This is a genomic window from Frankia umida (genome assembly GCF_023242945.1).
Lineage (GTDB): Bacteria > Actinomycetota > Actinomycetes > Frankiales > Frankiaceae > Frankia > Frankia umida.
Genome location: NZ_JALKFT010000001.1, coordinates 487,579 through 510,916, shown reverse-complemented (window position 1 = coordinate 510,916; position 23,338 = coordinate 487,579). Strand labels below are relative to the sequence as shown.

Below are 23,338 nucleotides of genomic sequence, written 5' to 3'. Positions count from 1 at the left end.
TGCCACCCAGGCCGGAAACGGCTACTTCGACGTCTCGTCGGACGTGTCAGGAGCGCTTCCGTTTCGGCCGGGTCTCCCCGGCGGCGCCCGCACGCCCGACGCCGCCAAGACCATTTCTGTCACTGAGAGTGACACAATCAATGCCCACGCGCGACTCGAGGACAGCCCACCACCCGGACGACACTCCACGTGTCCACCGGACCGGGACAGGAATCGCGATCCCGGTCCCGGTCGCGCGGCGGGTGGGTGAGGTGGACCAGGTGTCGGGATCGCCAGGTGCGGACAGCAGGGTCGGCCCCGAAGGCGGGCCGGGACAGACGAATCCCCGGGCCCGCCGACCACCTGGCGGGCCCGGGGAACCCGACGTTAGGACGTGGCCCGCGAGGCGGCCGGCCGCGACAGCGGTGCCGGCGAGGAGTTCCCCGCGGCCCGACGCAGCTCCTTGGGCAGATGGAAGGAGATCGACTCCTGGCCGACGGAACGGACCGTGACATCGGTCGGGCCGAGGCCCGACAGCGCCGCGGTCAGTTCCTCGACCAGTGCCGGCGGTGCGGACGCCCCGGCCGAGATGCCGACCGTCTCCACCCCGGCGAGCCAGGACAGCCGCACGTCACCGACGTTCTCCACCAGGTGGGAGGAGACACCGTCGCGGTTGCTGACCTCGACGAGGCGCACCGAGTTCGCGCTGTTCGCCGAGCCGACGACCAACACGAGCTGCGCCTCCTGGGCGACCTTGCGCACGGCGTTCTGCCGGTTGGACGTCGCGTAGCAGATGTCGGCCGATCCGGGGCCGACGATCGCCGGGAAGCGTTCCCGCAACGCGTCGACGATCTCGGACGCCTCGTCCAGCGCGAGGGTCGTCTGCATCAGGTAGGTGACCCGTTCCGGGTCGGGGACCTCGAGGTCGGCGACCTCGGCCGGCGACTGGACGAGCTGGATCCGCCCGGGCGACTCCCCGAGGGTGCCGTCGACCTCCTCGTGGCCGGCGTGGCCGATGAGCAGGACGGTGTCCCCGCGGGCGGTGAACCGGCGCGCCTCCGCGTGCACCTTCTCGACCAGCGGGCAGGTGGCGTCGATGACGGACAGCTCGCGCCCGTCCGCCTGATCCCACACCGCGGGGGCGACACCGTGCGCGGAGAAGACCACGGTGGCGCCGGCGGGCACCTCGTCGAGTTCCTCGACGAACACCGCGCCGCGGGCGGCGAGGTCCGCGACGACATGGGAGTTGTGCACGATCTGCTTGCGGACGTAGACGGGCGCGCCGTGCAGGTCCAGGGCGCGCTCGACGACCTCGATCGCCCGCTCGACCCCGGCGCAGAACGCCCGCGGCTCGGCCAGCAGCACCGTGCGCCGACCGACCGCCGCGGCCCACGCGGCCAGCGGCGTACCGAGCCGGCTCATCGTGAGCAACCCCCGCACACCGCGGCGGACCAGGTCGAGCCGACCCAGCGGCTCGTCCATGGTGTCGACGATGACGCGGACGGCCGCGAACGGCACGTCCCCGCTGCCCTCGGCGATCGGCGCGCTCTCCATGTCGACGGCGATGGCGCCGGTGGCGGCGAGCCGGGTCCGCTCGCTGCCGTGGGCCACCCTGGGCACGGTGATGATCGGGCCGACGTGCACGGTGAAGCCGAGTCGGCGCAGGTCACCGGCCAGCAGCGGAGCCGAGGCGCACGGGGTGACGGTCCCGTCGGACGAGCGGACCTCCTGCGCCACGACGATGTGCCCGGGTTTCACCCCGGGGGCGAGCCCGCCGGAGAGGCCGACGATGGCGACCGCGTCGGGCCGTGCCTCGCGGACCACCCGGGCGGCCTGGCGGGCTCGGTCGGGGCCCATACCCGTCCGAATCATGATCGTGTCGGAGGGCAGCCCGGAGCGGCCGGCCGCCATCGCCTCGAACCGCAGCGCGGTCGCGACGACGAGTCGTCCCGTCCGGCTCGCACCGCCGGACGTCCCCGCCACCGCGGAGGCGGCAGCCGGGGTGGTCGCGGAGGCGGAGGTCGCGGCCGGGGTGGTCGCGGCTGGATTGGTGACAGCCTGGGTGGTGGTGGTGGAGGTGGCAGCCGTGGGGGCAGCGGCGGCGGTGGGGCGACGGGCGCCGGCGGCCGGTGTGCGGAAGGGCAGCACGGGCGCGCGCGACGGGTCCGCGGGTGCTCTGGAGGGAACGGACGGTGACAGTGTGTCCTGGGCGGGGATCACCGCGGGCACGGCCACCGGCGTCGGATGCTCTCCGGCGACGGTGCCGTCCCCGCCCGGGGATGCGGAGGTGTTCATGGTGTCGTTACCCCGGTGAGGCTCACGTACCGGCCGAGTGCGGTCAGAGGGAACACCAGCCGGTACAGGTTGTAGTTCAGGGAGAAGTCCCCGGGGAAGCCGGTGCCGGTGAAGTGGGGCTCGTCCCAGGTGCCGTCCGGACGCTGGGTCTCGCACAGCCACCGAACCCCGCGTTTGACCGCGAGGCTGTGCGGGTCGACGGCGAGCAGGGCGAGCAGGGCCCAGGCGGTCTGTGACGCGGTGAGCGCGCCACGTCCGATCCAGGCCGGGTCGGTGTAGGAGCGCAGGTCCTCACCCCAGCCGCCCTCGGGAGCCTGGTGTTCGAGCAGCCAGCGCACCGATGCCGTGATCGCCGGGTGGTCGGTCGGCACACCGGCGCCGATGAGCGCCGGCACGACCGCACCGGTGCCGTACACGTGGTTGACGCCCCACCGGCCGAACCAGGAACCGCCCGGCTCCTGGTTGTCCAGCAGCCACCGCACCGCCCGCTGGGTGATCGGGTGATCGGAGCGGCCCAGGTCGGCGAGCATCTCGACCAGGTGGGCGGTGACGTCCGCCGACGGTGGGTCGACGACCTCACCGAAGTCGCAGAACGGGATCTTCATCGCGAGCATCTGGACGTTGTCGGCGTCGAAGGCACCCCAGGCGCCGTTGGACGAGCGCATCCCGACGCTCCAGTCGACCCCGCGGGCGGCGGCGGCGCGGATCGCGGCGGCGAGCGCCGGATCGGCATCCTCCACCGTGTTCGGCCGGCTACCGAAAGCCCCGGCACCGCCGTGTGAACCGGCCCGGCCGGCGCCGGTGACCGAGGCGTGTCCGTCACCGAGCAGGCGGCGCAGCGCCAGAACGACTTCGGCGGTGTCGTCGACGTCCGGATAGAAGTCGTTGTCGAACTCGAACGCCCAGCCGCCGGGGGCGAGTTCGGGGCGGCGCACCGCCCAGTCGCCGGCGACCCGGACCTCCTCGTCCACCAGCCATCTGCCGGCCTTCACCATCGCCGGATGGTCACCGGGGACGCCGGCGTCGGAGAGCGCGACGACGGCGAGCGCGGTGTCCCACACCGGTGACTGGCAGGCCTCGATCTGGCGGGCCGGGCCCTCGGGGGTGTCCCGGCGGATCACGTAGCGGTCCATGCCACGGAACGCGGCGGCGATCACCGGGTGGTTGAGCGGGTAGCCCATCAGGTGCAGGGCCATCACCGAGTACACCCAGGGCGGCTGGATACCGCCCCAGCAGCCGTCGGCCTCCTGGCGGGCGACGACCCACTCGGCGGCCCGGCGCAGCGCCAGGCTGCGCAGCAGCTTGATCGGCCGACGCTCGTAACGGTGCAGCAGCTTGTCGAGCCGCTCGAAGGCTCCCTCCCAGCTGCGCAGGGGCGCCAGCTTGCGGGGCGGCGCCGCCACCTTGAGCTCGTCGATGTCGAAGCCGAGGTCATGCGCCGGGCGCAGGGAACCGACGATCGTGAGCGCGACGATCGTCTGGCGCGCCCAGCAGGCGAAGTCGTAGACGTTCAGCGGCAGCCAGGACGGCGCCAGGATCAGCTCCGGCGGGATCACCGGCACGTCGTCCCAGGACCACTGGCCCAGCGCCGCCAGCCAGATCCGGGTGAACACCCGGGAGGCGGCGATGCCGCCCTGCTCCCGGACGAGTTCGGCGGCCCGCGCCATGTGCGGCGCGTCGACCGCGTCCCCGGCCAGTCGCAGCGCGATGTAGGCCTCGACAGTGGTCGACAGGTCCGCCGGGCCACCGTAGAAGGTGGCCCAGCTGCCGTCGGGCTGCTGCTGGGAGCGGATCCAGCGGGCGGTCTGCTCGGTCTCCTCGACACCACGGATGCCGAGGAACTGCTTCATGAACAGGTCCTCGGCGTCCATCGTGACGTTGGTCTCGAGGTTGCCCTTCCACCATCCCTCGTCCGCCTGGAGGGCGAGGAGATGGTCACGGGCTCGCTGCGTCGCGACCTGGGCGCTGGCCGTGACGGCGAGGTGCGCGGCGGCCGGCGCGGTCACCGCACCCGACACGTCCGGTGGACTGGTCGGCGCCGCCGCCTCCTCGGTCAGCGGCGGCGACGACCGGGAGATCCCATAGGCCTCGGCGGTGGCGGGCACCGGGATGGCGGGCCGCTTCGGAGTCTCCTGCGCGGACGGAGCAGCCGGGGACGGGTCCGAAGTCAGGCTCATCGACGACTCCCCTCGTCGTACGGGCGATGGTCAAACAGGCGATCGTCGGGGTGATCGCCGACCGCGTGAGCGCCGGTGCGCACCTGCGGCCTCCTAGCTATCGCGCTCGGTCACGAAACGGGCGAGGGCGAGCAGCTCGGCCTCGACCTGCGCCGGCATCGACAGCGAGCGCAGAACGCTCTCGCAGGCCTCGAGCTGCCGGTCGGCCTCGGCGGTGGTCCATTCCCGGCCACCGGCCCGCTCGACGAGTTCGGCGATGTGCCTCAGTTCCGCCTCGGTGGACTCACCCGACGCGGTCAGGAACGCGCGCAGTTCGTCGGCGGCGGCTCCGCCGGCCTCCAGCGCCACGACCACCGGCACCGACTTCTTGCGCGAACGCAGGTCGGAGAGCACCGGCTTGCCGGTGACGGCCGGGTCGCCCCAGATGCCGAGCAGGTCGTCGATGAGCTGGAAGGCGGTGCCCAGGCGCGAACCGTACTCGGCCAGGCCGTCGACCATCTCGTCGCCGGCCCCGGCGAGCACGGCGCCCAGCGACGCCGAGCAGGCCAGCAGCGCGCCGGTCTTGCCGTCTTCCATCTGCAGCGTGTCCGCGACCGTCACGTCGGTGCGGCTTTCGAACATCAGGTCCTCGGCCTGGCCGCGGACCAGGTCCTGGATACCGGCGCTGAGGATCAGCGCGGCCCGGCGCGCCGGGTCGCCCTCGACCTCGAGCAGGATCTGCACGGAGAGCCCGAGCAGGGCGTCGCCGGCCAGGATCGCGCCGTCGGCCCCGAAGACCGTCCACGCCGTCGCGCGGTGGCGGCGCTCGCGGTCGCCGTCCATCAGGTCGTCGTGCAGCAGCGAGAAGTCGTGCACGAGCTCGACGGCGCAGGCGGCGGGCAGGCCCACCTCCGGCGGCGCGCCCGCGGCCTCGGCCGACAGCAGTGCCAACGCCGGACGGACGAGCTTGCCGCCCGAGCCGGTCAGTGGCTTGTTCTCGGCGTCGACCCAGCCGCGGTGGTAGGCGACAATGTGGCGAAGACGCGGGTTCAGGCGGTCCACCACGGCGCGCAGCGCCGGGACGGTGAGGGTCCTCCCCCGCTCGATCGCATCCGGAACCGTCATGGTCATACCGGGAATCCCCCTGTGGATGAGTGCTCCTGCTGGCCGGTGGTCACCGGTCCGACAGCCTCCGTGGAACCGGCGGCTGTCGCGTTCGCTCCCCGTGGATCCGGAAAATCCGACGAATCCGATGGTTCTGGTCTGTCCGGCAGGTCGTCTGACGCCTGCCGTGGCTCCACCGCGAGCCCGCCCCGCGCCGCCGACGCCGCTGGCCCAGCCGACACGGCCGACACAGCCGGTGCGGCTGGCACGGCCGAGGGCCGCTCAGCCAGGTCGACCAGGTCGGCCAGGTCCCCCACGACTACCCCCATGCCCGCCAGGCTCTCACGGGCCGCAGCGACTCCGCTACGCACGGCCGATTCCATGGTCGCCGGCCAGCCGGTGTCGGTGTAGGTACCGGCCAGGGCAAAGTGCGCCAGGCCGGTCGACGCGCCCGGGCGCAACGCGAGCGAACCGGGCACCTGTCGGAAGGTCGCCGTGCGCTCCCGGGTCACGAAGACCTCGATCGGCTCGGCGGCCCGCGCGGCCGGGAACAGCCGCGCCATCTCCTCGGTGAACAGCGTCGCGACGTCGCCGGCCGGCATGTTGATCCACGGCTCGGCGGCCGACTGGGACAGCGCCAGGTACTGTGCTCCGGGCGGCCCGGAGGCGGCCAGGCCCGAGGAGATCGTCCGGTCGAAGATCCACTGGATCGGCGAGTCGACGACCGCGAGGAACGGGCCCTCGATCACCTGACGCGGGTAGATCATGTGCACGTTGATGATCGGCGAGTCGCCGAGCGCGTGCAGCCGCCGCGCGTCGACGGTGGCGCCGTCGGGCAGCAGCCCCGCGGCCGCCGGCGCCGGGGTGGCGAGCACCACCGCGTCGGCGTACAGCGAACCGGACGGGTCCGCCCCGGGCACGGCCTCACCCCGGCTGGTACCGCCGGCGGTCACCGAGACCCGCCAGCCCGCGCCGTCCGCGGTGACCGAGCGCACCTTCACACCGGTACGCACGTCCGCGCCGACCGCGGTCAGGGCCGCCAGCGCCGCGTCACCGTGCAGACGTGACAGCGGCACCTCCGCCCAGCCGATGTCGCCGGCGTCGGCGGCCTCCAGCAGGCCGGTGCGCACCACCTTGGCGGCCAGGCCCAGCGAGGCCTCGTCCGCGGGCAGGTTCAGCGTCGCCACGGTCAGCAGTTCCCACAGCGCGCTGGTCGCCGCCGGGCCCTGGCCGTGGCTGGCGAGCCAGGCGCCGAACGAACCACTGTCCACCCGCGGGGAGCGTTCGTCGAGCCGGCCGAGCTGGAACGCCGCGAGCCCGGCCCGGACCCGTTCGGCCAGCGGAAGCGCCTTGTAGCCCAGCAGCGCCGGCGCGAGATGCAGCGGCGCGGGCAGGCGCACACTGGTGCGGCGCAGCCGGGTGCGGGTCTGGGTCGCACCGAGCAGCACCGGGACGTCCAACCGGGGCTGCAGGGTGGTCAGGTGGGTCACGCCGAGGCGGGCGATCAGCCCGCGGTAGGCGGTGCAGCAGCGCATGAACACGTGCTGACCGGTGTCGATCCACAGCTCGCCGCGGCGAAACGACGTCGTCGCCCCGCCGAGGCGCGGCCGGGCCTCGAGCATCGTCACCCGGGCGCCGGCGTCGGCGGCGACCAGCGCCGCGGCCATCCCGGCCAGGCCCCCGCCGATGACGACCAGGTGCGGCTGACCGTCCGTCCCGGCGGCGCTCATGCGGCGCTCGTCTCGGGGCGTCCGGCGAGGCTACGGGCGGCGACGACGGCCTTCTGCCAGCTGGGCAGCGCGAGCCGGCTCTCCAGCACGGCGGCCGGCTCGTTCTTGATCCGACGGTTGAGCCGCAGGTAGATGCCGGCCATCGCACCACAGCAGGCGGCGCTGCGCCGGTCGAGCAGGTCGAGCAGCACCATGCCGCGGTCGTACCAGTCCTCGGCCCGCTGCGCGGCGAAACGCAGGTAGCCCAGCAGTGCCACCTCGGGTCCGCCCAGACGGCCGCTGGCGTCCACGGTGAGGTCGACGCCGAAGTCCTCGAGTTCGCGGGCGGGCAGGTAGATCCGACCACCGAGCAGGTCCTCGCGGACGTCACGCAGGATGTTGGTCTGCTGCAGCGCCACCCCGAGCGCGTCGGCGACCGCCGGGGCGTCGCGCACGGACGCGGCCTGTTCGGTGCCGAAGATGCCCAGCGACAGCCGTCCGATGGTGCCGGCGACCAGCCGGCAGTAGCCGACCATGTCGTCGAAGGTCTCGTATGTCGAGCCGTGGACGTCGCTCTCGACACCGTCGGCGAGCTCGATGAACGCCTCCAACGGGATAGGGAAGCGGCGGGCGGCATCGGCCAGCGCGACGTAGACCGGGTCGGTGGAGCTGTTCTCCCCGAGGTCGTTCACCTCGGCCCGCACCTCGGCGAGACCGGCGAGCTTCTCGGCGTCGGGCAGGTCACCGTCGCCGATGTCGTCGAGGCGGCGCGACAGGGCGTAGACGGCGGACAGCGCGCCACGCTTGTCCGGCGGCAGCAACCGGATGCCGTAGGAGAAGTTACGAGCCGCCTCGCGGGTCAGCGCCTCACAGGACGCGTACGCCTCGACGACGGTCGGCCGGCCGACCAGGCGCGGGAACTCGGCGCTCATCGGCCGCCACCCGCCACACCGGAGCGTCCCGCCACAGCGGAGCCGCCGACCGAGGCGCCGGCGGGGTCGCCGGTCACCGGTGGCCGGGCGGGCAGGCCGCCGGCGCTGGTGGCGCTGGCCACCGCGGCGGCGGTGCTGGCCGCGGCACCCGAACCTCGGGCGGCCGAGCGGGCCAGGGCGAGGGCGATGGCACCGGCCATCCGCGGCTTCGCCGCCTTCGGCGTGCCGCTGAGCACGTCGTAGTCGGCCCGCCGGATCGCGTCGAGCGCGGACCGGCCGCCACCGACGAAACCGGCCAGGGCCAGGCGCAGGCGACCCGGCACCATCGAGACCAGCGGCGCGCCCGCGTCGATCACGGCGCGGGCCCGGGTGACCTCGAAGGCCATCAGGTGGCGCACCGCCGGACCGGCGCTGGGTGCGCGCAGGTCGTCCTCGGTCACCCCGAAGGCGTCCAGGTCCTCCAGCGGGAGGTAGATCCGCCCTGCGGCGAGGTCCTCGGCGACGTCCTGCCAGTGTTCGACCAGCTGGAGCGCGGTACAGACCCGGTCGGAGAGCACCACCCGGTCGGGGGTGGCCAGGCCGAACACGCCGAGCACCATCCGGCCGACCGGGTCGGCCGACAGAGTGCAGTAACGCACCAGGTCGTCGAAGGTCTCATACCGGGTGACCAGCTGGTCCTGCCGGTTGGCCTCGACCAGCCGCTCGAACGGCTCGGCCGGCAGGTCGCAGGCCCGCACGGTCGGGGCGAGCCGGCGCAGTACGGGTAGTTCCGGCTCGCCGCCGGCCCAGATCACCGCGAGGTCGACGTCGAGCCGGTCCAGCAGCGCCAACCGGTCGCCGTCGGCCTCGTCACCGAGGTTGTCGACGAAGCGGCAGTAGGCGTACAACGCGTTGAAGTGGGTGCGCACGGCGGGCGGCAGGACGATCGGTGCGACCGGGAAGTTCTCCGCCGGCGCTGCGAGCAGCAGCTGGTCGGCGGAGGTGGTCAGGCCGGTCGTGCGCGGCGGCGCGGCCGTGCGCGGTGGCCCGGTTGGGGCGTCGATAGCGGTCATACGCCTCTCCTTCGATGACGGTCCGCACCCCGGGCGCGGTGTGCCGGATCGGGACTGCGCGAACGCCGTGACCGGCGCCGCGACTCGGACTACCGAGGGTCAGCGCCGATAGTCGACCAGGTGGTCAGCCGGGACGGGTCGCGTCCGCCGGGCGGCCGGGGCGGGACGGATCATCCGAACACCCCGGCCAGCCCCCGGTACACCGACGGCGCAGCGTCGTGGATGCGCACCGCGCCACGCAGCCAGGCCGGCGTCCAGACCTCGGCGCGCCCCCTGCCGGTGGCGGCGAGCATCCGCTCCGCGACAAGCGCGGGCGGGATCGGCCGCGGCCAGCGACGCACGTAGGGCGCCCCACGCCGTTGGAAGAACGGCGTGTCCACCACACCTGGGATGCACAGTGTCACCGTGATGCCGCGTCGCCCGACCTCGGCCCGCAACGCGTCGGTGAAGCCCACCATCGCCGCCTTGGTGGCGGAGTAGGCGACCTCACCGCGCACGCCGAGCGAGCCGGCGATGCTGCCGACGATCAGAATGCGGCCGTGGCCCCGGTCGAGCATGGCCGGTAGCATGGCCCTGACCAGCGCCATTGGCGACAGGACGTTGACCGCGACGAGCTGTGCGATCGCGTCGGGCGACATCGCGTCGAACGGGCCGGCCGCGCCGAGCCCGGCCGAGCACACCACCAGATCGATGTCTCCAAGCAGTTCCGTGGCCCGGGAGGCCACATTGATCTCGGCTCCTGGGACAGCCAGGTCGACCGCGATGCGGTGACTCTCCGTAGCAGCAGCGACTTCGTCCAGGGCGGCGCCGTTGCGTCCGACGAGCAGCGAACGGCAGCCACCGGCGGCCAGCAGCAGCGCGGCCTCGCGACCGATGCCACTCGAGGCGCCGGTGACGACCGCCGTGCGCGGCGGCCAGGCTGGCGTGGTCGCGCCCGTGCGCGCGACCCGGTTGGCGAGAACGGTCAACCCTCCGTCACGGAAAGCAGGCCGGGACCGTGTGCTCATGACACACCACTTCCGGTCGTTCCTTTCACGCAGTTCTCCCCCGCGGGCACTGGTTGCACGTCACCTACTACTTTCCCCACTCATCTCGCCCCGCGTCGCGAGGTGGTGCGATCGCGCGAACTCGTCCGCCGGATCGGCGCGGTGGCCCCGGGCACAGGACCTGACCGACCGGAACAGCTACTCGATATCAACTGTCGAACTGCGGACCACGGTGCATCGGCAGCACCGCGCGAGCGCGTGCACTGCCTCCTCCATTCCACCGTCCGATCGCCGGATCGTCCATGGTCAGATGGGCGACATCGGGTGGGTGGAACCCCGCGGATGGCTCCGCACTCCCTATCACACTCCCTGTCGGGCGATGCCCCTCCGGTCAGGGAGGTGACTCCCGTCAACGCCGGGTGAGTGACCCGTTTGACGGACCCATGATGGTTTCGGGATCTTCCGGGTAACCGGATGACCACTTCATGGGCGGACGATTACGGTGATTTCTCACCACGTTGTGGGGGGCGGATTTACACACCGACCCGGATGGGGACTCCCCGGCACCCGACCGGCCCAAACGGGCTGCACAGCCCCGTGGCCGCAGTGGGCGACGACCCTCCGCCGCCCCGGCCTGAACGGGCCCGACGACGCCGACCAACCGGGAACCAGGCGCATTCGGCACACCTCCCGCGCCGCGGCGAACAGGTCGACACCGCGGGCAGGACGACCCGGTCGGGCATCGTCTCAGCGCTGATCCATCCTCCACACGACAACACCCTACCGGCACTCACAAAGAGGTTCGAAAGAGACGATTTACCGAACATCGCGGACGAGCCATCGGCCGGCATATCCGGCCACTCGTGATATCCGACACATAGTCTCTCCTCATGTCCGCCGATGGTCCAGATGTGGCGAACACTACGACGATACCGGCACGTTCGGTGGTCATACCCGGAGGGAGACCCCCGATCGGATACCCAGTCGATCCACCCGATTACCGATAACCGGGGATGATCGGGTCGTCCGACCATCCGGCGGAGGCCCTACCCCGGGTGGTTACCCGGATGGTTTCCGGTCCGCCGATCACCGGGATCCGGCTTTCGGTCGCGGCCGAATCCCGGCCTACCCGCGGGGCCGGACAACCACCGGGGCCTCGCTGCCCAGCGCGGCCAGTGCGGCGGCCACGATCTCCCGCCGCTCCTCGCTGGTGACCAGGCACGACGAGGCGATCGAGGTGGCCGACGCGGCCGAGCCGGTCGCCGTGACCGAGCAGGCCACGGCGGTGGCCCGTTCCAGGGCGCGGCTCATGATGCCGGCCTTCAGCGCTCCGATCGCGCAGCGGGCCCGCAGCAGCCGTGCCTCCGACGGGTCCGGACCGGCCAGGGCCCGCACGAGCATGCGCTGCAGCGAGAGCATGTCCTGCTCGCCGATCCGCCGGTGGATGATCGAGGGATCGTCCGCCAGTAACAGCAGCATCCCGCCCGCACTGGCCATCACCTCGGCGATCCGCTCGATCACCAGGTCGGGGCTCGGCGATGGCGTCTGGCGCGTCAGCTCCGCCAGCCGCCCGAGGTCCCGCACGAACGGTTCGAGCAACGCGTCGAGGATGGTCTCCTTCGACGGAAAGTGGTAGTAAAGCGCCGCCTTGGTCACACCGAGCCGCTCGGAGATGTCCCGCACCGACGTTCCGGCGTAGCCCTGCTCGCTGAACAGGGCGGCGGCGGCGGCGAGGATGCGCGACCGGGTATCTCCCGAGGACCGCGGGGACTGTGGTGACCGGGAGGGCTGTGGTGATCGGGAGGGCTGTGGTGACCGCGAGGACTGTGGTGACCGCGAGGACTGCGCGGGCTTGGCCAGGGGGCGCACCTGTGCGGGCATGGTGGTGCTCACTCTCCGATCCAGTACGCCCGGATGTTGCCGTCATCCCCAACCTACCGATCGATCGGTAAGCCTGCGCGTCCGGATCGGCCGATCGCCACCGAGGTGCCGCCGGCCAGCTTCGCTACCGCGACCGAGGGTTCACTCGACGCCGCCGCGGATGAGGCGGGCGGTCTCCTGCGCTATCCGACTCAGCGACTCCTGCGGCAGGTCACGCTCCGCGGTGGACGCGCTGATCCGCGGCCCCGGCCGCAGACCGAGGTAGGCGGCGGCCGCCAGAGCAGCGCCGAGCAGCGGCGCGACGACGAACAGCCACAGCTGACCCACCGCCCAGCCGCCGACGAACACGGCCGGCCCGAGCGAACGGGCCGGGTTCACCGACGTCCCGTCCATCGGGATGCTGATCAGATGGCACAGGGTGAGCACCAGGCCGATCGCGAGGCCCGCGAACCCGAAGGGCGCCCTGACATCGGTCGCTCCCAGCACGGTGAACACCAACAGCGCGGTGAGCAGCACCTCGACGAGAAAGACACCGCCGAGACCGAAGCCGCCCGGCGAGTGGGCGCCGTAGCCGTTGGCGCCGAGGCCCCTGGTCCCGGCCGAGTAGCCGAACGGACCCGAGTCGGCGAGCAGCCACACCGTGGCCGCCGCGATGATGCCGCCGACGCACTGGGCGACCACGTAGCCGACCGCGTGCCGAGGCTGGATCTTGCGGCACAACAACAGACCCAGGGTCACCGCCGGGTTCACGTGCGCGCCCGAGATCGGACCGATCACGTAGACGATCACCAGCAATGCCAACCCGAAGGCCAGCGCGATCCCGAGGGTACCCATCACGTCGCCGGCCAGCACCGCCGTTCCCACACCCCCGAAGACCAGGACGAACGTTCCGATTCCTTCGGCCAGGTACCTACGCACGTGGCCTCCCCCCTGCACCGGGACGCGCCACGAGCCGTGGCCGGACCGCAGGACGCGTCCACCTTGATAACTACGGGTCCTGAAATGGTTCCACAGAGTCCCGAAGTTCGCCGGGCGACCAGCCTGGACGGTGACGGATCGTGCCCGTCGATGCTCAGCGCACTCGGGAGGTGACCGCACCGTCCGTGCTGGCGGGACGCTCGGCGCCGTACTCGAGGTAGCCGGCCCGCCGCGAGGTGCCGCGCAGCCGGGCGGCGGCGGTGACCCGTCGGGCGTGCAGCGGGGGTAGCAGCGCGCCCACCTCGTCGATCGGCACGAAGGCGAAGTTGACGAGTTCGTCCATGTCCAGCTGGATGCGCTCGCGCCAGTCATCGGTGAGCCGCCCGCCGTCGAAGACGAAAAGCAGCATCTCGCCCTCGAGCCAGCCGTCGTGTGGGCGCGGCGCCCAGTCGACGGCCAGCAGCTCGCCGATCGGCGGGGTGATGCCGAGTTCCTCCTCCACCTCACGCACGCAGGCCGCGTACGGCGACTCACCGGGTTCGACGAAGCCCCCGGGAATGTCCCAGCCGGGCTTGTAGGACGGCTCGACCAGCAGGACCCGCTGCTGGTCGTCGAAGAACAGGGCACCGGCCGCCGCGAAGGGCCGCGCCATCGGCGGGAAGGTCCCGCCCGAACTCGCCTCGCTCACGGTGGGCACGCCCCTGACCCCCCGTCGCCGCGCCCCCCGCCCCCCCCCCCCCCCCCCCCCCCCCCCCCCCCCCCGGGGCCCCCCCCCGCCCTACCCACCCGTACCGAATCGCACTCCGCCATGAGATCCACGCCCACCCGTCGTCCAGGGAGTCTCACGATCCCCATTCACGTACATCATCATCCGACCCAGGACCAACGGCCAGACAGTACAGACAGCCAGACAGCCAGACAGCCAGACAGCCAGCCAGCCAGCCGGACAGCGAGCCAGCCGGCCGGCCACGAAGCCGACCGCGTGCGCGGTGGCATCCTCGATACCCGACCACGAAATGCGCCGTCCTGCCAGTGATTCACCTCCGTGGACCGGCGAAGGATACGCGCGTCCAGGTGAAGACGGGAAGCCACAGCAATGCACGAGACAACGGGTTAATTTCGCTGACATCTACAGCACTCACCCCCGCGCCTTCACCACCACCGGGCGGCATTACCCGTCGCCGTCGCCAGATGGCCCGAGCGTCACCGCCGACCGACGCCGACAACGCGGTGAGAACGACACACCACCGTGACCGCCCGCCTTCAACCTCGAGACATCTCCGCAGTTACGTCAGATTTCTCGTAAAAGTGTTGTTTTTGCGGATTTTTGGTCCTTGCTTCGACCGCGGTGGAGGACCTTCCGGCGACATCGGAGATCGGCCGGCGAAGCCGCGGCGCACCCCGCGCCGACGAGCCGCAGGCGTGGCTCCCGCGCAGGCCCGCCGACACCGTTCGAGTCGGATCGCCACCGGCGCCCTCGGTGATGTGATTCCGGACAAGTAGCAAGGCCAGAGCGTCGCCAGGGGCTTTTCGATCATACCGGCAGGGAAGGGTGATGGACCGCGGCGGCTACCCGGGGCCGTGGCGTGAGCGCTCCGGCCGATCCGACCGAACACCCGCGGATCCGAGTTGGTGACTCATCGCTGCCAACCCACCCCGTTCGGCATCAGATGATCGCGTCGAGCGAGCCGGCGTATGCCCCGCTGACACCCTCTCGATCCGCACCGGACTCGGCCGCTGGAGTCACAAAAGAATGTCTTGCCAACCGCTTTAGGTTGCCCTAACTTAGCTGAGGTTAACCGCAGGATTTCGCAATCGACAGGCCACCGGGCAACCGCGGGCTACGACGGACGGAGGCCACGTGCTTCCCACATTTGTGATCGGGCTCCGCGAGGGCCTGGAAGCGGCGCTGATCGTCGGGATCGTCGCCGCCTTCCTCCGCCAGCGCGAGCGGCGGGACGCGCTGCGCCAGGTCTGGCTCGGCGTCGGTCTCGCCCTGATGCTGTGCCTCGGAGTGGGCGTCGGGCTGCACGTGCTGGACCGGGAGCTGCCCCAGCGTCAGCAGGAGGGCCTGGAGACGGTCATCGGGCTGATCGCGGTCGCGATGGTCACCTACATGATCGTCTGGATGCGCCGGCACTCCCGTGACCTGCGGGTCTCCCTCGAGTCGGCCACCGAGTCGGCGCTGGAGAAGGGCTCCACCCGGGCACTGGTGCTGATGGCGTTCCTCGCCGTGCTGCGGGAGGGCTTCGAGACCGCGGTCTTCCTCATCGCCGCCTTCAACGCGAGCAACAACGCCACCACGGCGGGCGGTGGCGCGCTGCTCGGCGTGGTCATCGCCGTGCTCATCGGGTTCGGTATCTACCGCGGCGGGGTGCGGATCAACCTGGCCCGCTTCTTCCGGGTCACCGGTGTGGTCCTGGTCGTCATCGCCGCCGGGCTGCTGGCCACCGCCGCGCACACCGGGCACGAGGCGGGCTGGCTCGACATCGGCCAGTCCCGCACGGTCGATCTGAGCTGGCTGGTGCGCCCGGGCACGGTGCTGGCCAGTGTGCTCACCGGCGTCCTCGGGTTGCAGCCGCGGCCGGTGGTCGCCGAGGTCGTCGCGTGGCTGGTGTACCTCGTCCCGCTGCTGCTGTACGTCACCTGGCCGGCCAGGCGTCGGCCCAGCCCCCGTTCCCCGGTCACCGCGCCGTCGGACGGCCCCGCGTCCGAGCCGGTCGCCGCGCGTGAGGCGGAGACCATCGAGACGTCCGCCGTCAACACGACCAGTTCGGCGGAGACCTGAGAGCACCGCGTCAGCGGTGTACATCGCATCAATGGACAGACGAGATAGGGGCACCACGTGCGTCGCGCACCAGTCGCGTACAGCGCCATCGCCATTGTCCTCGCGACGAGCGCCGTCGCCTGCGGAGAAAGTGATTCCGGCAGCTCCGGCGGTTCGGGATCCGGCGAGAAGCAGACCGTCACCCTCACCCTGACCTCCAAGGGCTGCTCGCCGAGCGTGACGAGCATCCCGGCGGGCCCGACCACGTTCAACGTGGTGAACAAGGACGCGGGCGCGGTCACCGAGGCCGAGCTGATGAAGGGCGACACCATCCTCGGCGAGAAGGAGAACATCGCACCCGGGCTTTCCGGGTCGTTCTCCCTGAACGTGAAGCCGGGCAGCTACCAGCTGTACTGCCCCGGTGGTTCCGGCCCGGAGAAGGTCGACTTCACCGTGACCGCGGCGGCGAGCGCCGCGCCGGCGACGACGTTCAGCCCGCAGGTCACCGCGGCGCTGACCGCCGCCACCACCGGGTACGCCACCTACGTTCGCCAGCAGGTCGCGGACCTGGTGAAGAACACCGCCGCGTTCGTCACCGCGGTGAAGGCCGGCGACCTCGACCAGTCCGCGAAGCTGTACGCGGCGCCCCGGCTCAACTACGAGCGGATCGAGCCGGTCGCGGAGTCCTTCGGTGACCTCGACCCGGCGATCGACGCCCGCGCCGACGACGCGCCCGACCCGGCGACCTGGACCGGCTTCCACCGCCTGGAGAAGGCGATCTTCGCTGACAGGTCGATCGCGGGCCTGGGCACCGTCGCCGACCAGCTCAACACCGACGTCGGCAAGCTGAACTCGCTGGTGGCGACGGTCTCCTTCCAGCCCGCGCAGATCGCCAACGGCGCGACCGAGCTGCTCAACGAGGTCGGCCAGTCGAAGATCACCGGCGAGGAGGAGCGGTACAGCAAGCTCGACCTGCTCGACATGCAGGGCAACATCGAGGGCGCCGACAAGGCGTTCAGCCTGCTGGAGCCGGCACTCAGGACGCTCGACCCCAAGCTCGCGACCACCGTGCGGACCCGGTTCACCGCGATGTACAAGGCCCTCGAGCCCTACAAGAAGGGCGACGGCTACGTCTCCTACGACACGGTGACCGAACCGCAGCGACGCACCCTGTCCCAGGCAGTCGACGCCCTCGCCGAGCCGCTGTCCCAGGTGGCCGGCATCGTCGTCAGCTAGCCCCCGGCCGCCGGGCTGACCCGGCAGTCGACGCGTTTCACGGCAACAGGCCTGGGGCCGGACGGTGACACGTTCGGCCCCCACCGGCATGAGATGGCCGGGCATGCTGGATCGGTCGCTGACGGTCGATCACCCTGGCAACGCCCGGACCCCGCATGAAGAGGAGCACGTCATGGTCGAGCGGTTCACCGTGTCCCGACGGCGAGCGCTGTTCGGCGCGGCGGGACTGGCCGGAGCGGGGGTCGCGGGCGCCGCGGCGGTGGCGGGCTGTTCCGACGACGGTTCGTCGGCGGCCGCCTCGTCCTCCCCACCTGGGCTGGTGCCCTTCCACGGCGCGCGCCAGGCCGGGATCATCACCGACGCGCAGGACCGACTCGCCTTCGCCGCCTTCGACGTCTCCCCCGGCGTGGATCGCGCCGCGCTGCGCGACCTGCTGGTCGGCTGGACCGCGGCCGCGGCCCGGATGGCCGCCGGCCAGGCCGTCGCCGACGACGAGGCCGCCCCGCAGTCACCGCCCCGGGACACCGGGGAGGCGATCGGTCTCACCGCAGGCAACCTGACGATCACCTTCGGGGTCGGGCCGAGCCTGTTCGACGACCGGTTCGGCCTGGCCGCCCGGCGCCCGGCGGCCCTCACCGAGATCCCGGCGATGCCCCGCGACAACCTCGACCCGCAGCGCAGCCACGGCGACCTGTGCATCCAGGCCTGCGCGGACGATCCGCAGGTCGCCTTCCACGCCGTGCGCAACCTGCGCCGCCTCGCCCAGGGCACCGCCGTGCTGCGCTGGTTCCAGCTCGGCTTCGGCCGTACCAGCACCACCAGCGACAGTCAGGACACCCCGCGCAACCTGATGGGCTTCAAGGACGGCACCAACAACATCAAGCGGGAGGACACCGCCAGCCTGGACCGGTTCGTCTGGGTCGGCGAGGGCGGCGACCAGTCCTGGATGCGCGGCGGCACCTACGCCGTCACCCGCCGCATCCGGATGCTGCTGGAGGCATGGGACCGCGACTACCTGCTCGACCAGGAGAACGTCTTCGGTCGGACGAAGGTCTCCGGTGCGCCGCTGGGCGCCGCCGAGGAGTTCGACACCGTGCCGCTGACCGCCCGTGGCAAGGACGGCGAGCTCGTCATCGGCGAGGACGCCCACATCCGCCTGGCCGCGCCGGCCACCAACAACGGCGTGACGCTGCTGCGCCGCGGCTACTCCTACACCGACGGTGTCAGCCAGGAGACCGGCCAGCTCGACGCGGGCCTGTTCTTCATCGCCTTCCAGCGCGACCCGCGCACCGGGTTCATCCCCGTGCAGCGTCGCCTCGCCCTGTCGGACGCGCTCAACGAGTACATCCAGCACACCTCGAGCGCGGTGTTCGCGATCCCACCCGGTGTCCGCGACGGCAGGGACTTCTGGGCCAGCGGCCTGTTCGCCACCTGACGGCCAGCTCGTCCAGCCGGGCGGGGCCGTCAGTCGAGCAGGGCCGTCAGTCGAGCAGGGCCGGGGCGGCCGGGTCGTCCAGGAAGGCGAACATCAGGCGGAGCTGCTCGGCGGTGATGCGGTTGGTCGACAGCGGCGGCAGCGCGTCGCGGGTGAACCAGCCGACATCGGAGGTCTCCAGCCCACCCGCCGCCGTTCCGCCGACCACCCGACACCGAATGAAGATCTTGTAGGTGTCGTTGGGGTAGGGCGGATGCGCGTGGCGACGCTTGTCGAGCACACCGAGCAGCCGCACCGGCTCGGCGACGAGCCCCGCCTCCTCCCAGATCTCCTTGACGACGACCTCGGACGGGGTGAGTCCGACATCCGCCCAGCCGCCGGGCAGTGACCAGCCACCGTCGGACCTCTCCCGCACCAGCAGAATCCGGTCGGCGTCGAAGAGCACCCCACGCACGTCCACCTTGGGGGTTCGGTAGCCGATCTCACCGGCGAAGATGCCTTCGGCCACCGGCACGCTGACCGCCGCGCACCGCGCCGCGATCTGCCCGGCGAGCACGTGGAGCTGCTCGAAACGCTCCAGGTCGTACGGGTTCTCGCAGTACGTCAGGCCCGACTGCGCGATGGAGTACAGCTCCCGCACCCAGGCCAGCCAGTCCGGGTTGTGCGCGCCGGTCGCAGCCCACGCCGGTTCGGCACCCCCCGCCCGCTCCGTGCCCGGCGGGGGGTTGGCGCTCGGCGGAGCTTCGCCGAGTTCGGTGGCGGGCCCGGGGAACGAATCGGAACGCTCGGTCACCCCGTGATCCTCCCCCATCAGCCGGCTCGCGACCGGCACACCGCCCGTACCCGGATGTGGCCACCGCGACCGGAGTCCCGGCGTGGTGGTCGCGGGGGTGGGTCGCGCCCACCCCCGCATCGGTGTCGCCGGGCTAGTCGCCGGTCTCGCCGGTCGTGCCCTGGGCTCCCGCGGTGAGGGCGGCCAGGAGGTCGGCGATGTGGGTCTCGACGGCGGCGCGCTCGAGGCCGGCCGCGCTGAGGATGCCGGTGCCGTCCTCGACGGCGAGCAGCGCGAGCAGGAGATGCTCCGTACCGACGTAGCCGTGGCCCAGTCGCAGGGCCTCCCGGATGGCGAGCTCCAGCGCCTTTTTCGCCGCGGCGTCGAACGGGATGAGCGCGGGGACGGTCGCGGACCTGGGCGGCAGGGCCGCGGCCGCCGCTGCCAGCAGCGCGTCGGGCTCGACGCCCACCTCGCGCAGGACCCGCACGGCGATGGACTCGGACTGGTCGAGCAGCCCCAGCACGAGGTGCGCCAGGACGATGTGATCGTTGCCGGCGGCATGCGCGGCGTTCTGGGAGGCGACCACGACGCTGCGGGCCCGCGGGGTGAAGCGGTCGAACCCGGTGGCGCCGTGCAGGTCAGCCGGGTCGTTGGCGGCCTTGGCGACGAACCGCTTCTGCGCGGCCTGCTTGGTGACGCCGAGGCTGCGGCCGATCTCGGTCCAGGACGCGCCGGAGCGGCGGGCCTGGTCGACGAAGTGGCCGATCAGATGGTCGGCGACCTCGTCGAGATGGTCGGCGAGCAGGACGGCGTTGGAGAGCTGGTCCAGCGCGTCGGTGTGCGCGGAACGGATCGCGTGGATCAGATCGTCGAGGCGGACGGTGGGGGCGACCTTCACGGCTTCACTCATGCGTCAACCTTAGGTTGACGACATCCCAGCGTCAACCCTAAGTTGACGATTTGCGTGCTCGGGGGCACGGGGAACGTCACCGCCGACCGCGAGACCGCCGGACGGCTCAGAGCGGGCGGGACCATTGGGCGCACCACGTCCTGACCGGGGGGCACCGGCACGTCACCGGATGGTGCAATGGGCCAGTGACGGCCGGAGCGGATCATGACAGCGGTGTGGTGTCGGACGGGCGACTCGAAGAGCTGGTGCACGCGGTGCTCGAGGCGCCCGCGCCGTGGGCGATCGTTCAGGCCGGCGAACCGGTGCTGCGCCGGCCGGCCGCGCGCTACGACGGGCAGCTTCCCGACGAGCTGCTGCACCGGCTGCTCGACGCGATGCGCGCCTACCTCCCCGAACGGGGGGTGGGGCTGGCCGCGCCGCAGATCGGCATCCCGCTCGCCCTGGCCGTGATCTCCGATCCCGCCACCGTGCCGGCCGAGTTCGCCAAGGCGCGGGAGCGCTCGCCGCTGGCCGCCTTCGACCTGATCAACCCGGTGCTCACCCCGATCGGGACGTCCCGGCGCACCTTTTACGAGGGTTGCCTGAGCGTCGTTGGCTACACGGCGGTCGTCACCCGCCATCATCAGGTCCACCTCGACGCGTTCGACCGGCACGGCAACGCCTACCAGCGGGAACTCACCGGCTGGCCGGCCCGGATCGCCCAGCACGAGACCGACCACCTGCACGGCGTGCTCTACCTGGACCGGGCTGAGCCGCGCTCGCTGTCCTCGATGGTCAACCACGAACGACTCTGGACCCAGCCGACCCCCCTCGCCGCGGCCCAGGCCCTGGGATTCCCCGCGCCGACGGACCCGTCCGTAGCCGGCGGCCACGAGTCGCAGTCAGGTGCCGGACAGACCGGTTGAGCCATCCGCAAGGCGGACGAAAGGCCCTCCCGTCATCATGGGAGATCGACATCGGAGTCGTCGGCCAGACGACCGGCACCGCGGGACGCGCCCCACACCGCGCCTTCGCGACAGTCCAGTCCGGCCCCGCCTGTGCGGGTGGGCGCCGGGCGGTGAGGGGCATCATGGCGGAGACCGCGAGCAGCGCACCGGTACGGGTGAACGTGCCGGAACAGGACGTTCGCAGTCCGCGGCGCAGACTGTCACACCTGTTCGATCCGGGCACCCTCGAACTGGACGAGATCGTCGCCGGCAGCCGGGTGGTGACCGCCCGGGGGCGGATCGACGGCGCGGTGGCCGTCGCCTTCTGCACCGACGGGACCCGGATGGGTGGGGCGCTCGGCGCGACCGGCGCGGCGGAGATCGTCGCCGCCATCGAGACGGCGGTCCGGCTGGGGCGGCCCGTCATCGGGCTGTGGCACTCCGGCGGGGCGAACCTCAGCGAGGGAGTGGCCTCGCTCGACGGTATCGGCCGCATCTTCGCGGCGATGATCCACGCCTCCGGTCGTATCCCGCAGATCTCGGTGGTGCTGGGGCCGGCGGCGGGCGGGGCGGCCTACGGACCGGCGCTGACCGACGTCGTCATCATGGCGCCCGAGGGGCGGGTCTTCGTGACCGGACCAGACGTCGTGCGCAGCGTCACCGGTGAACAGATCGACCAGGAGGGTCTGGGTGGCGCCGAGGCGCACGGGCGGCGCTCCGGGGTCGTGCACGTGCTGGCCACCTCCGAGAGCGACGCCCTGGCCCGCGCCCGGCGGATCACCGGGCTGCTCACCGGCGCGCCCGGGTTCGGCGCCCAGGACGCCCGCCTGCGGCGGCTCGATCCCGACTTCGACCCCGGCTCCGACGCCGACGCCGACCTCGACGATGGCCTCGGCTCCGAGCGGGGCTTCGAGGTCGTCGACGTCGACGCGTTCGAGCAGGCCGAACAGGGCCGTCCGGACCCGCGCAGCCTGCTTCCCGAGCGACCCCGGCGGGCCTACGACGTCCACCCGCTGGTGCTGCGCGTTCTGGACGAGGGGCCGCATCCGTTCGAGGAGCTGCAGGCCCGCTGGGCGGCGAACGCCGTCGTCGGCCTCGGCCGGCTCTACGGCCAGCCGGTCGGCGTGATCGCGAACAACCCGATCCGCAAGGGCGGTTGCCTGGACTCGCTGAGCGCCGAGAAGATCTCCCGGTTCGTGCGGATGTGCGACTCGTTCGGCGTCCCGCTGGTGGTCCTCGTGGACGTCCCCGGCTATCTGCCCGGCGTCACCCAGGAATGGGACGGGGTGGTGCGCCGCGGGGCGAAGCTGCTCTACGCCTTCGCGGAGGCCACCGTGCCCCGGGTGACCCTGGTGACCCGCAAGTCGTTCGGCGGCGCGTACATCGCGATGAACTCCCGGGCGCTGGGTGCCAGCGCCGTGCTGGCCTGGCCGGAGGCGGAGGTGGCCGTGATGGGCGCCGAGGCCGCGGTCAACATCCTGCACCGGCGGGCCCTCGCCGCCGCCGCCGAGGACGAGCTGGCGCACCTGCGCGGCCAGCTCGTCGAGGAGCACACCCGCGAGGCGGGCGGCGTCGAGCGGGGCATCTCGATCGGTGTCATCGACGCCGTCATCGAACCGCGCGACACCCGCCGCCGCATCGCCGCGGCCCTCGCCGCCGCCCCCGCCCGCCGCGGCCGGCACGGAAACATCCCGCTGTAGGACCCGCGAGGCGCATCCGCACGGAGCCGTGGATGTTCGCGGTAGGCACCGAGCCATTCTCGAGGAGCACCCGCCGAGCGCCGAGCCACGCCGTCCAGCCTCGTTCGCCGTGCCGAGGCTTGGTCGACGCCATGCCGAGGGTTCATCGGCTCCACACCCTGGAAATCACCAACTATCCCTCGGCATGAGGTTCTCGTCGCCAGATCTCCGGCCTTCTGGATGCGGCAAGCGGGATCCTTGACCCCGGAACCCAGCCACGGACAATCCCAGCCGACGACCGTCAGTAATACCCAACCACATTCGGCCACATTCGGTCATGTTCGGCCACCATCAGTCGCGACTGGATGATGACTGGGGTGTGGGACGGCATCCGGCGGGGATTCCCCCAGAAGTCTCCGCGCAGGCGAGACAACCCTGGTGGGAGAGGGAACCTACTCGGATCCCTTCCGGCTCGGCACCGTACGCGGAAGCTTCACCGCCATGGGCACGCGACGATGGGGGCAGCGGCGATCCCTCGGCGTCCAGGGAAAACGAAAAGCGGGAGGACCTGGTTATCCGCGGTGACCGCCGCGCGCCT

At 71.9% G+C, this 23,338-nt stretch carries 17 protein-coding genes; 5 read left to right on the top strand and 12 right to left on the bottom strand.

The genetic code is table 11. The annotated features are described in order from the left end of the window. Positions 1–366: 366 nt before the first annotated feature. From ispH to MXD59_RS01980, 10 genes are all read right to left on the bottom strand, one after another. Positions 367–2,274: a 4-hydroxy-3-methylbut-2-enyl diphosphate reductase gene (gene ispH, locus MXD59_RS02025; RefSeq protein WP_248823190.1), complete on the bottom strand. Its 1,908-nt coding sequence runs from the start codon at positions 2,272–2,274 to the stop codon at positions 367–369. Further along, positions 2,271–4,451, bottom strand: coding sequence for a terpene cyclase/mutase family protein (locus MXD59_RS02020; protein ID WP_248823189.1), 2,181 nt, complete (start codon positions 4,449–4,451; stop codon positions 2,271–2,273). The genes ispH and MXD59_RS02020 overlap by 4 nt, the downstream gene beginning before the upstream one ends. A 93-nt stretch (positions 4,452–4,544) precedes the next feature. Next, positions 4,545–5,561, bottom strand: coding sequence for a polyprenyl synthetase family protein (locus MXD59_RS02015; protein WP_248815134.1), 1,017 nt, complete (start codon positions 5,559–5,561; stop codon positions 4,545–4,547). Then, positions 5,558–7,264, bottom strand: a complete 1,707-nt coding sequence (hpnE, locus tag MXD59_RS02010) for a hydroxysqualene dehydroxylase HpnE (RefSeq protein WP_248823188.1) — start codon at positions 7,262–7,264, stop codon at positions 5,558–5,560. Before hpnE ends, MXD59_RS02015 begins: the two co-directional genes overlap by 4 nt. Then, on the bottom strand, positions 7,261–8,175 hold the full coding sequence (hpnD, locus tag MXD59_RS02005; protein WP_163549504.1) for a presqualene diphosphate synthase HpnD: 915 nt from the start codon (positions 8,173–8,175) through the stop codon (positions 7,261–7,263). The genes hpnE and hpnD overlap by 4 nt, the downstream gene beginning before the upstream one ends. Next, positions 8,172–9,227 (bottom strand): squalene synthase HpnC, encoded by a 1,056-nt coding sequence (gene hpnC, locus MXD59_RS02000; RefSeq protein WP_248823187.1) that lies wholly within the window; start codon positions 9,225–9,227, stop codon positions 8,172–8,174. Before hpnC ends, hpnD begins: the two co-directional genes overlap by 4 nt. Positions 9,228–9,397: 170 nt before the next feature. Further along, on the bottom strand, positions 9,398–10,234 hold the full coding sequence (locus MXD59_RS01995; RefSeq protein WP_248823186.1) for an SDR family NAD(P)-dependent oxidoreductase: 837 nt from the start codon (positions 10,232–10,234) through the stop codon (positions 9,398–9,400). Positions 10,235–11,338: 1,104 nt separating this feature from the next. Further along, entirely contained in the window at positions 11,339–12,106 is a 768-nt protein-coding gene (locus MXD59_RS01990; protein ID WP_248823185.1) for a TetR/AcrR family transcriptional regulator, read from the bottom strand. A gap of 129 nt (positions 12,107–12,235) precedes the next feature. Beyond that, positions 12,236–13,012, bottom strand: a complete 777-nt coding sequence (locus tag MXD59_RS01985) for an MIP family channel protein (protein WP_248815128.1) — start codon at positions 13,010–13,012, stop codon at positions 12,236–12,238. Between the two features lie 154 nt (positions 13,013–13,166). Beyond that, positions 13,167–13,709, bottom strand: coding sequence for an NUDIX domain-containing protein (locus tag MXD59_RS01980; protein ID WP_248823184.1), 543 nt, complete (start codon positions 13,707–13,709; stop codon positions 13,167–13,169). Between the two features lie 1,164 nt (positions 13,710–14,873). On the opposite strand from MXD59_RS01980, the gene efeU reads away from it, so the two are divergent. The 3 genes from efeU to efeB all read left to right on the top strand — a co-directional run bounded on the left by efeU (position 14,874) and on the right by efeB (position 18,450). Next, positions 14,874–15,800: an iron uptake transporter permease EfeU gene (efeU, locus tag MXD59_RS01975; protein WP_248823183.1), complete on the top strand. Its 927-nt coding sequence runs from the start codon at positions 14,874–14,876 to the stop codon at positions 15,798–15,800. A 57-nt stretch (positions 15,801–15,857) separates the two neighbouring features. Beyond that, entirely contained in the window at positions 15,858–17,015 is a 1,158-nt protein-coding gene (gene efeO, locus MXD59_RS01970) for an iron uptake system protein EfeO (RefSeq protein WP_248823182.1), read from the top strand. A 172-nt stretch (positions 17,016–17,187) separates the two neighbouring features. Next, positions 17,188–18,450 carry an iron uptake transporter deferrochelatase/peroxidase subunit gene (gene efeB / locus MXD59_RS01965; protein WP_248823181.1) on the top strand — a complete coding sequence of 421 codons (1,263 nt, stop codon included), beginning with the start codon at positions 17,188–17,190 and terminating at the stop codon, positions 18,448–18,450. A 46-nt stretch (positions 18,451–18,496) separates the two neighbouring features. On the opposite strand, the gene MXD59_RS01960 is transcribed toward efeB, so the two are convergent. Together MXD59_RS01960 and MXD59_RS01955 are read right to left on the bottom strand one after the other, a co-directional pair. Then, positions 18,497–19,243 (bottom strand): NUDIX hydrolase, encoded by a 747-nt coding sequence (locus tag MXD59_RS01960; protein WP_248823180.1) that lies wholly within the window; start codon positions 19,241–19,243, stop codon positions 18,497–18,499. 133 nt (positions 19,244–19,376) lie between these two features. Next, positions 19,377–20,135, bottom strand: a complete 759-nt coding sequence (locus tag MXD59_RS01955; RefSeq protein ID WP_248823179.1) for a Clp protease N-terminal domain-containing protein — start codon at positions 20,133–20,135, stop codon at positions 19,377–19,379. A gap of 185 nt (positions 20,136–20,320) precedes the next feature. Between MXD59_RS01955 and MXD59_RS01950 the strand changes: the two genes are divergently transcribed. Both MXD59_RS01950 and MXD59_RS01945 read left to right on the top strand, forming a co-directional pair. After that, positions 20,321–21,040 carry a peptide deformylase gene (locus tag MXD59_RS01950; RefSeq protein WP_248823178.1) on the top strand — a complete coding sequence of 240 codons (720 nt, stop codon included), beginning with the start codon at positions 20,321–20,323 and terminating at the stop codon, positions 21,038–21,040. 164 nt (positions 21,041–21,204) lie between these two features. Continuing rightward, entirely contained in the window at positions 21,205–22,761 is a 1,557-nt protein-coding gene (locus MXD59_RS01945; protein WP_248823177.1) for an acyl-CoA carboxylase subunit beta, read from the top strand. Positions 22,762–23,338 lie beyond the last annotated feature (577 nt).

Coding starts and splice junctions, on each gene's coding strand:
- MXD59_RS02015 (WP_248815134.1), bottom strand. CDS start 5,561: ATGACCATGACGGTTCCGGATGCGATCGAGCGGGGGAGGACCCTCACC.
- hpnC (WP_248823187.1), bottom strand. CDS start 9,227: ATGACCGCTATCGACGCCCCAACCGGGCCACCGCGCACGGCCGCGCCG.
- MXD59_RS01945 (WP_248823177.1), top strand. CDS start 21,205: ATGGCGGAGACCGCGAGCAGCGCACCGGTACGGGTGAACGTGCCGGAA.
- hpnE (WP_248823188.1), bottom strand. CDS start 7,264: ATGAGCGCCGCCGGGACGGACGGTCAGCCGCACCTGGTCGTCATCGGC.
- ispH (WP_248823190.1), bottom strand. CDS start 2,274: ATGAACACCTCCGCATCCCCGGGCGGGGACGGCACCGTCGCCGGAGAG.
- hpnD (WP_163549504.1), bottom strand. CDS start 8,175: ATGAGCGCCGAGTTCCCGCGCCTGGTCGGCCGGCCGACCGTCGTCGAG.
- MXD59_RS01955 (WP_248823179.1), bottom strand. CDS start 20,135: ATGAGTGAAGCCGTGAAGGTCGCCCCCACCGTCCGCCTCGACGATCTG.
- efeB (WP_248823181.1), top strand. CDS start 17,188: ATGGTCGAGCGGTTCACCGTGTCCCGACGGCGAGCGCTGTTCGGCGCG.
- MXD59_RS02020 (WP_248823189.1), bottom strand. CDS start 4,451: ATGAGCCTGACTTCGGACCCGTCCCCGGCTGCTCCGTCCGCGCAGGAG.
- MXD59_RS01995 (WP_248823186.1), bottom strand. CDS start 10,234: ATGAGCACACGGTCCCGGCCTGCTTTCCGTGACGGAGGGTTGACCGTT.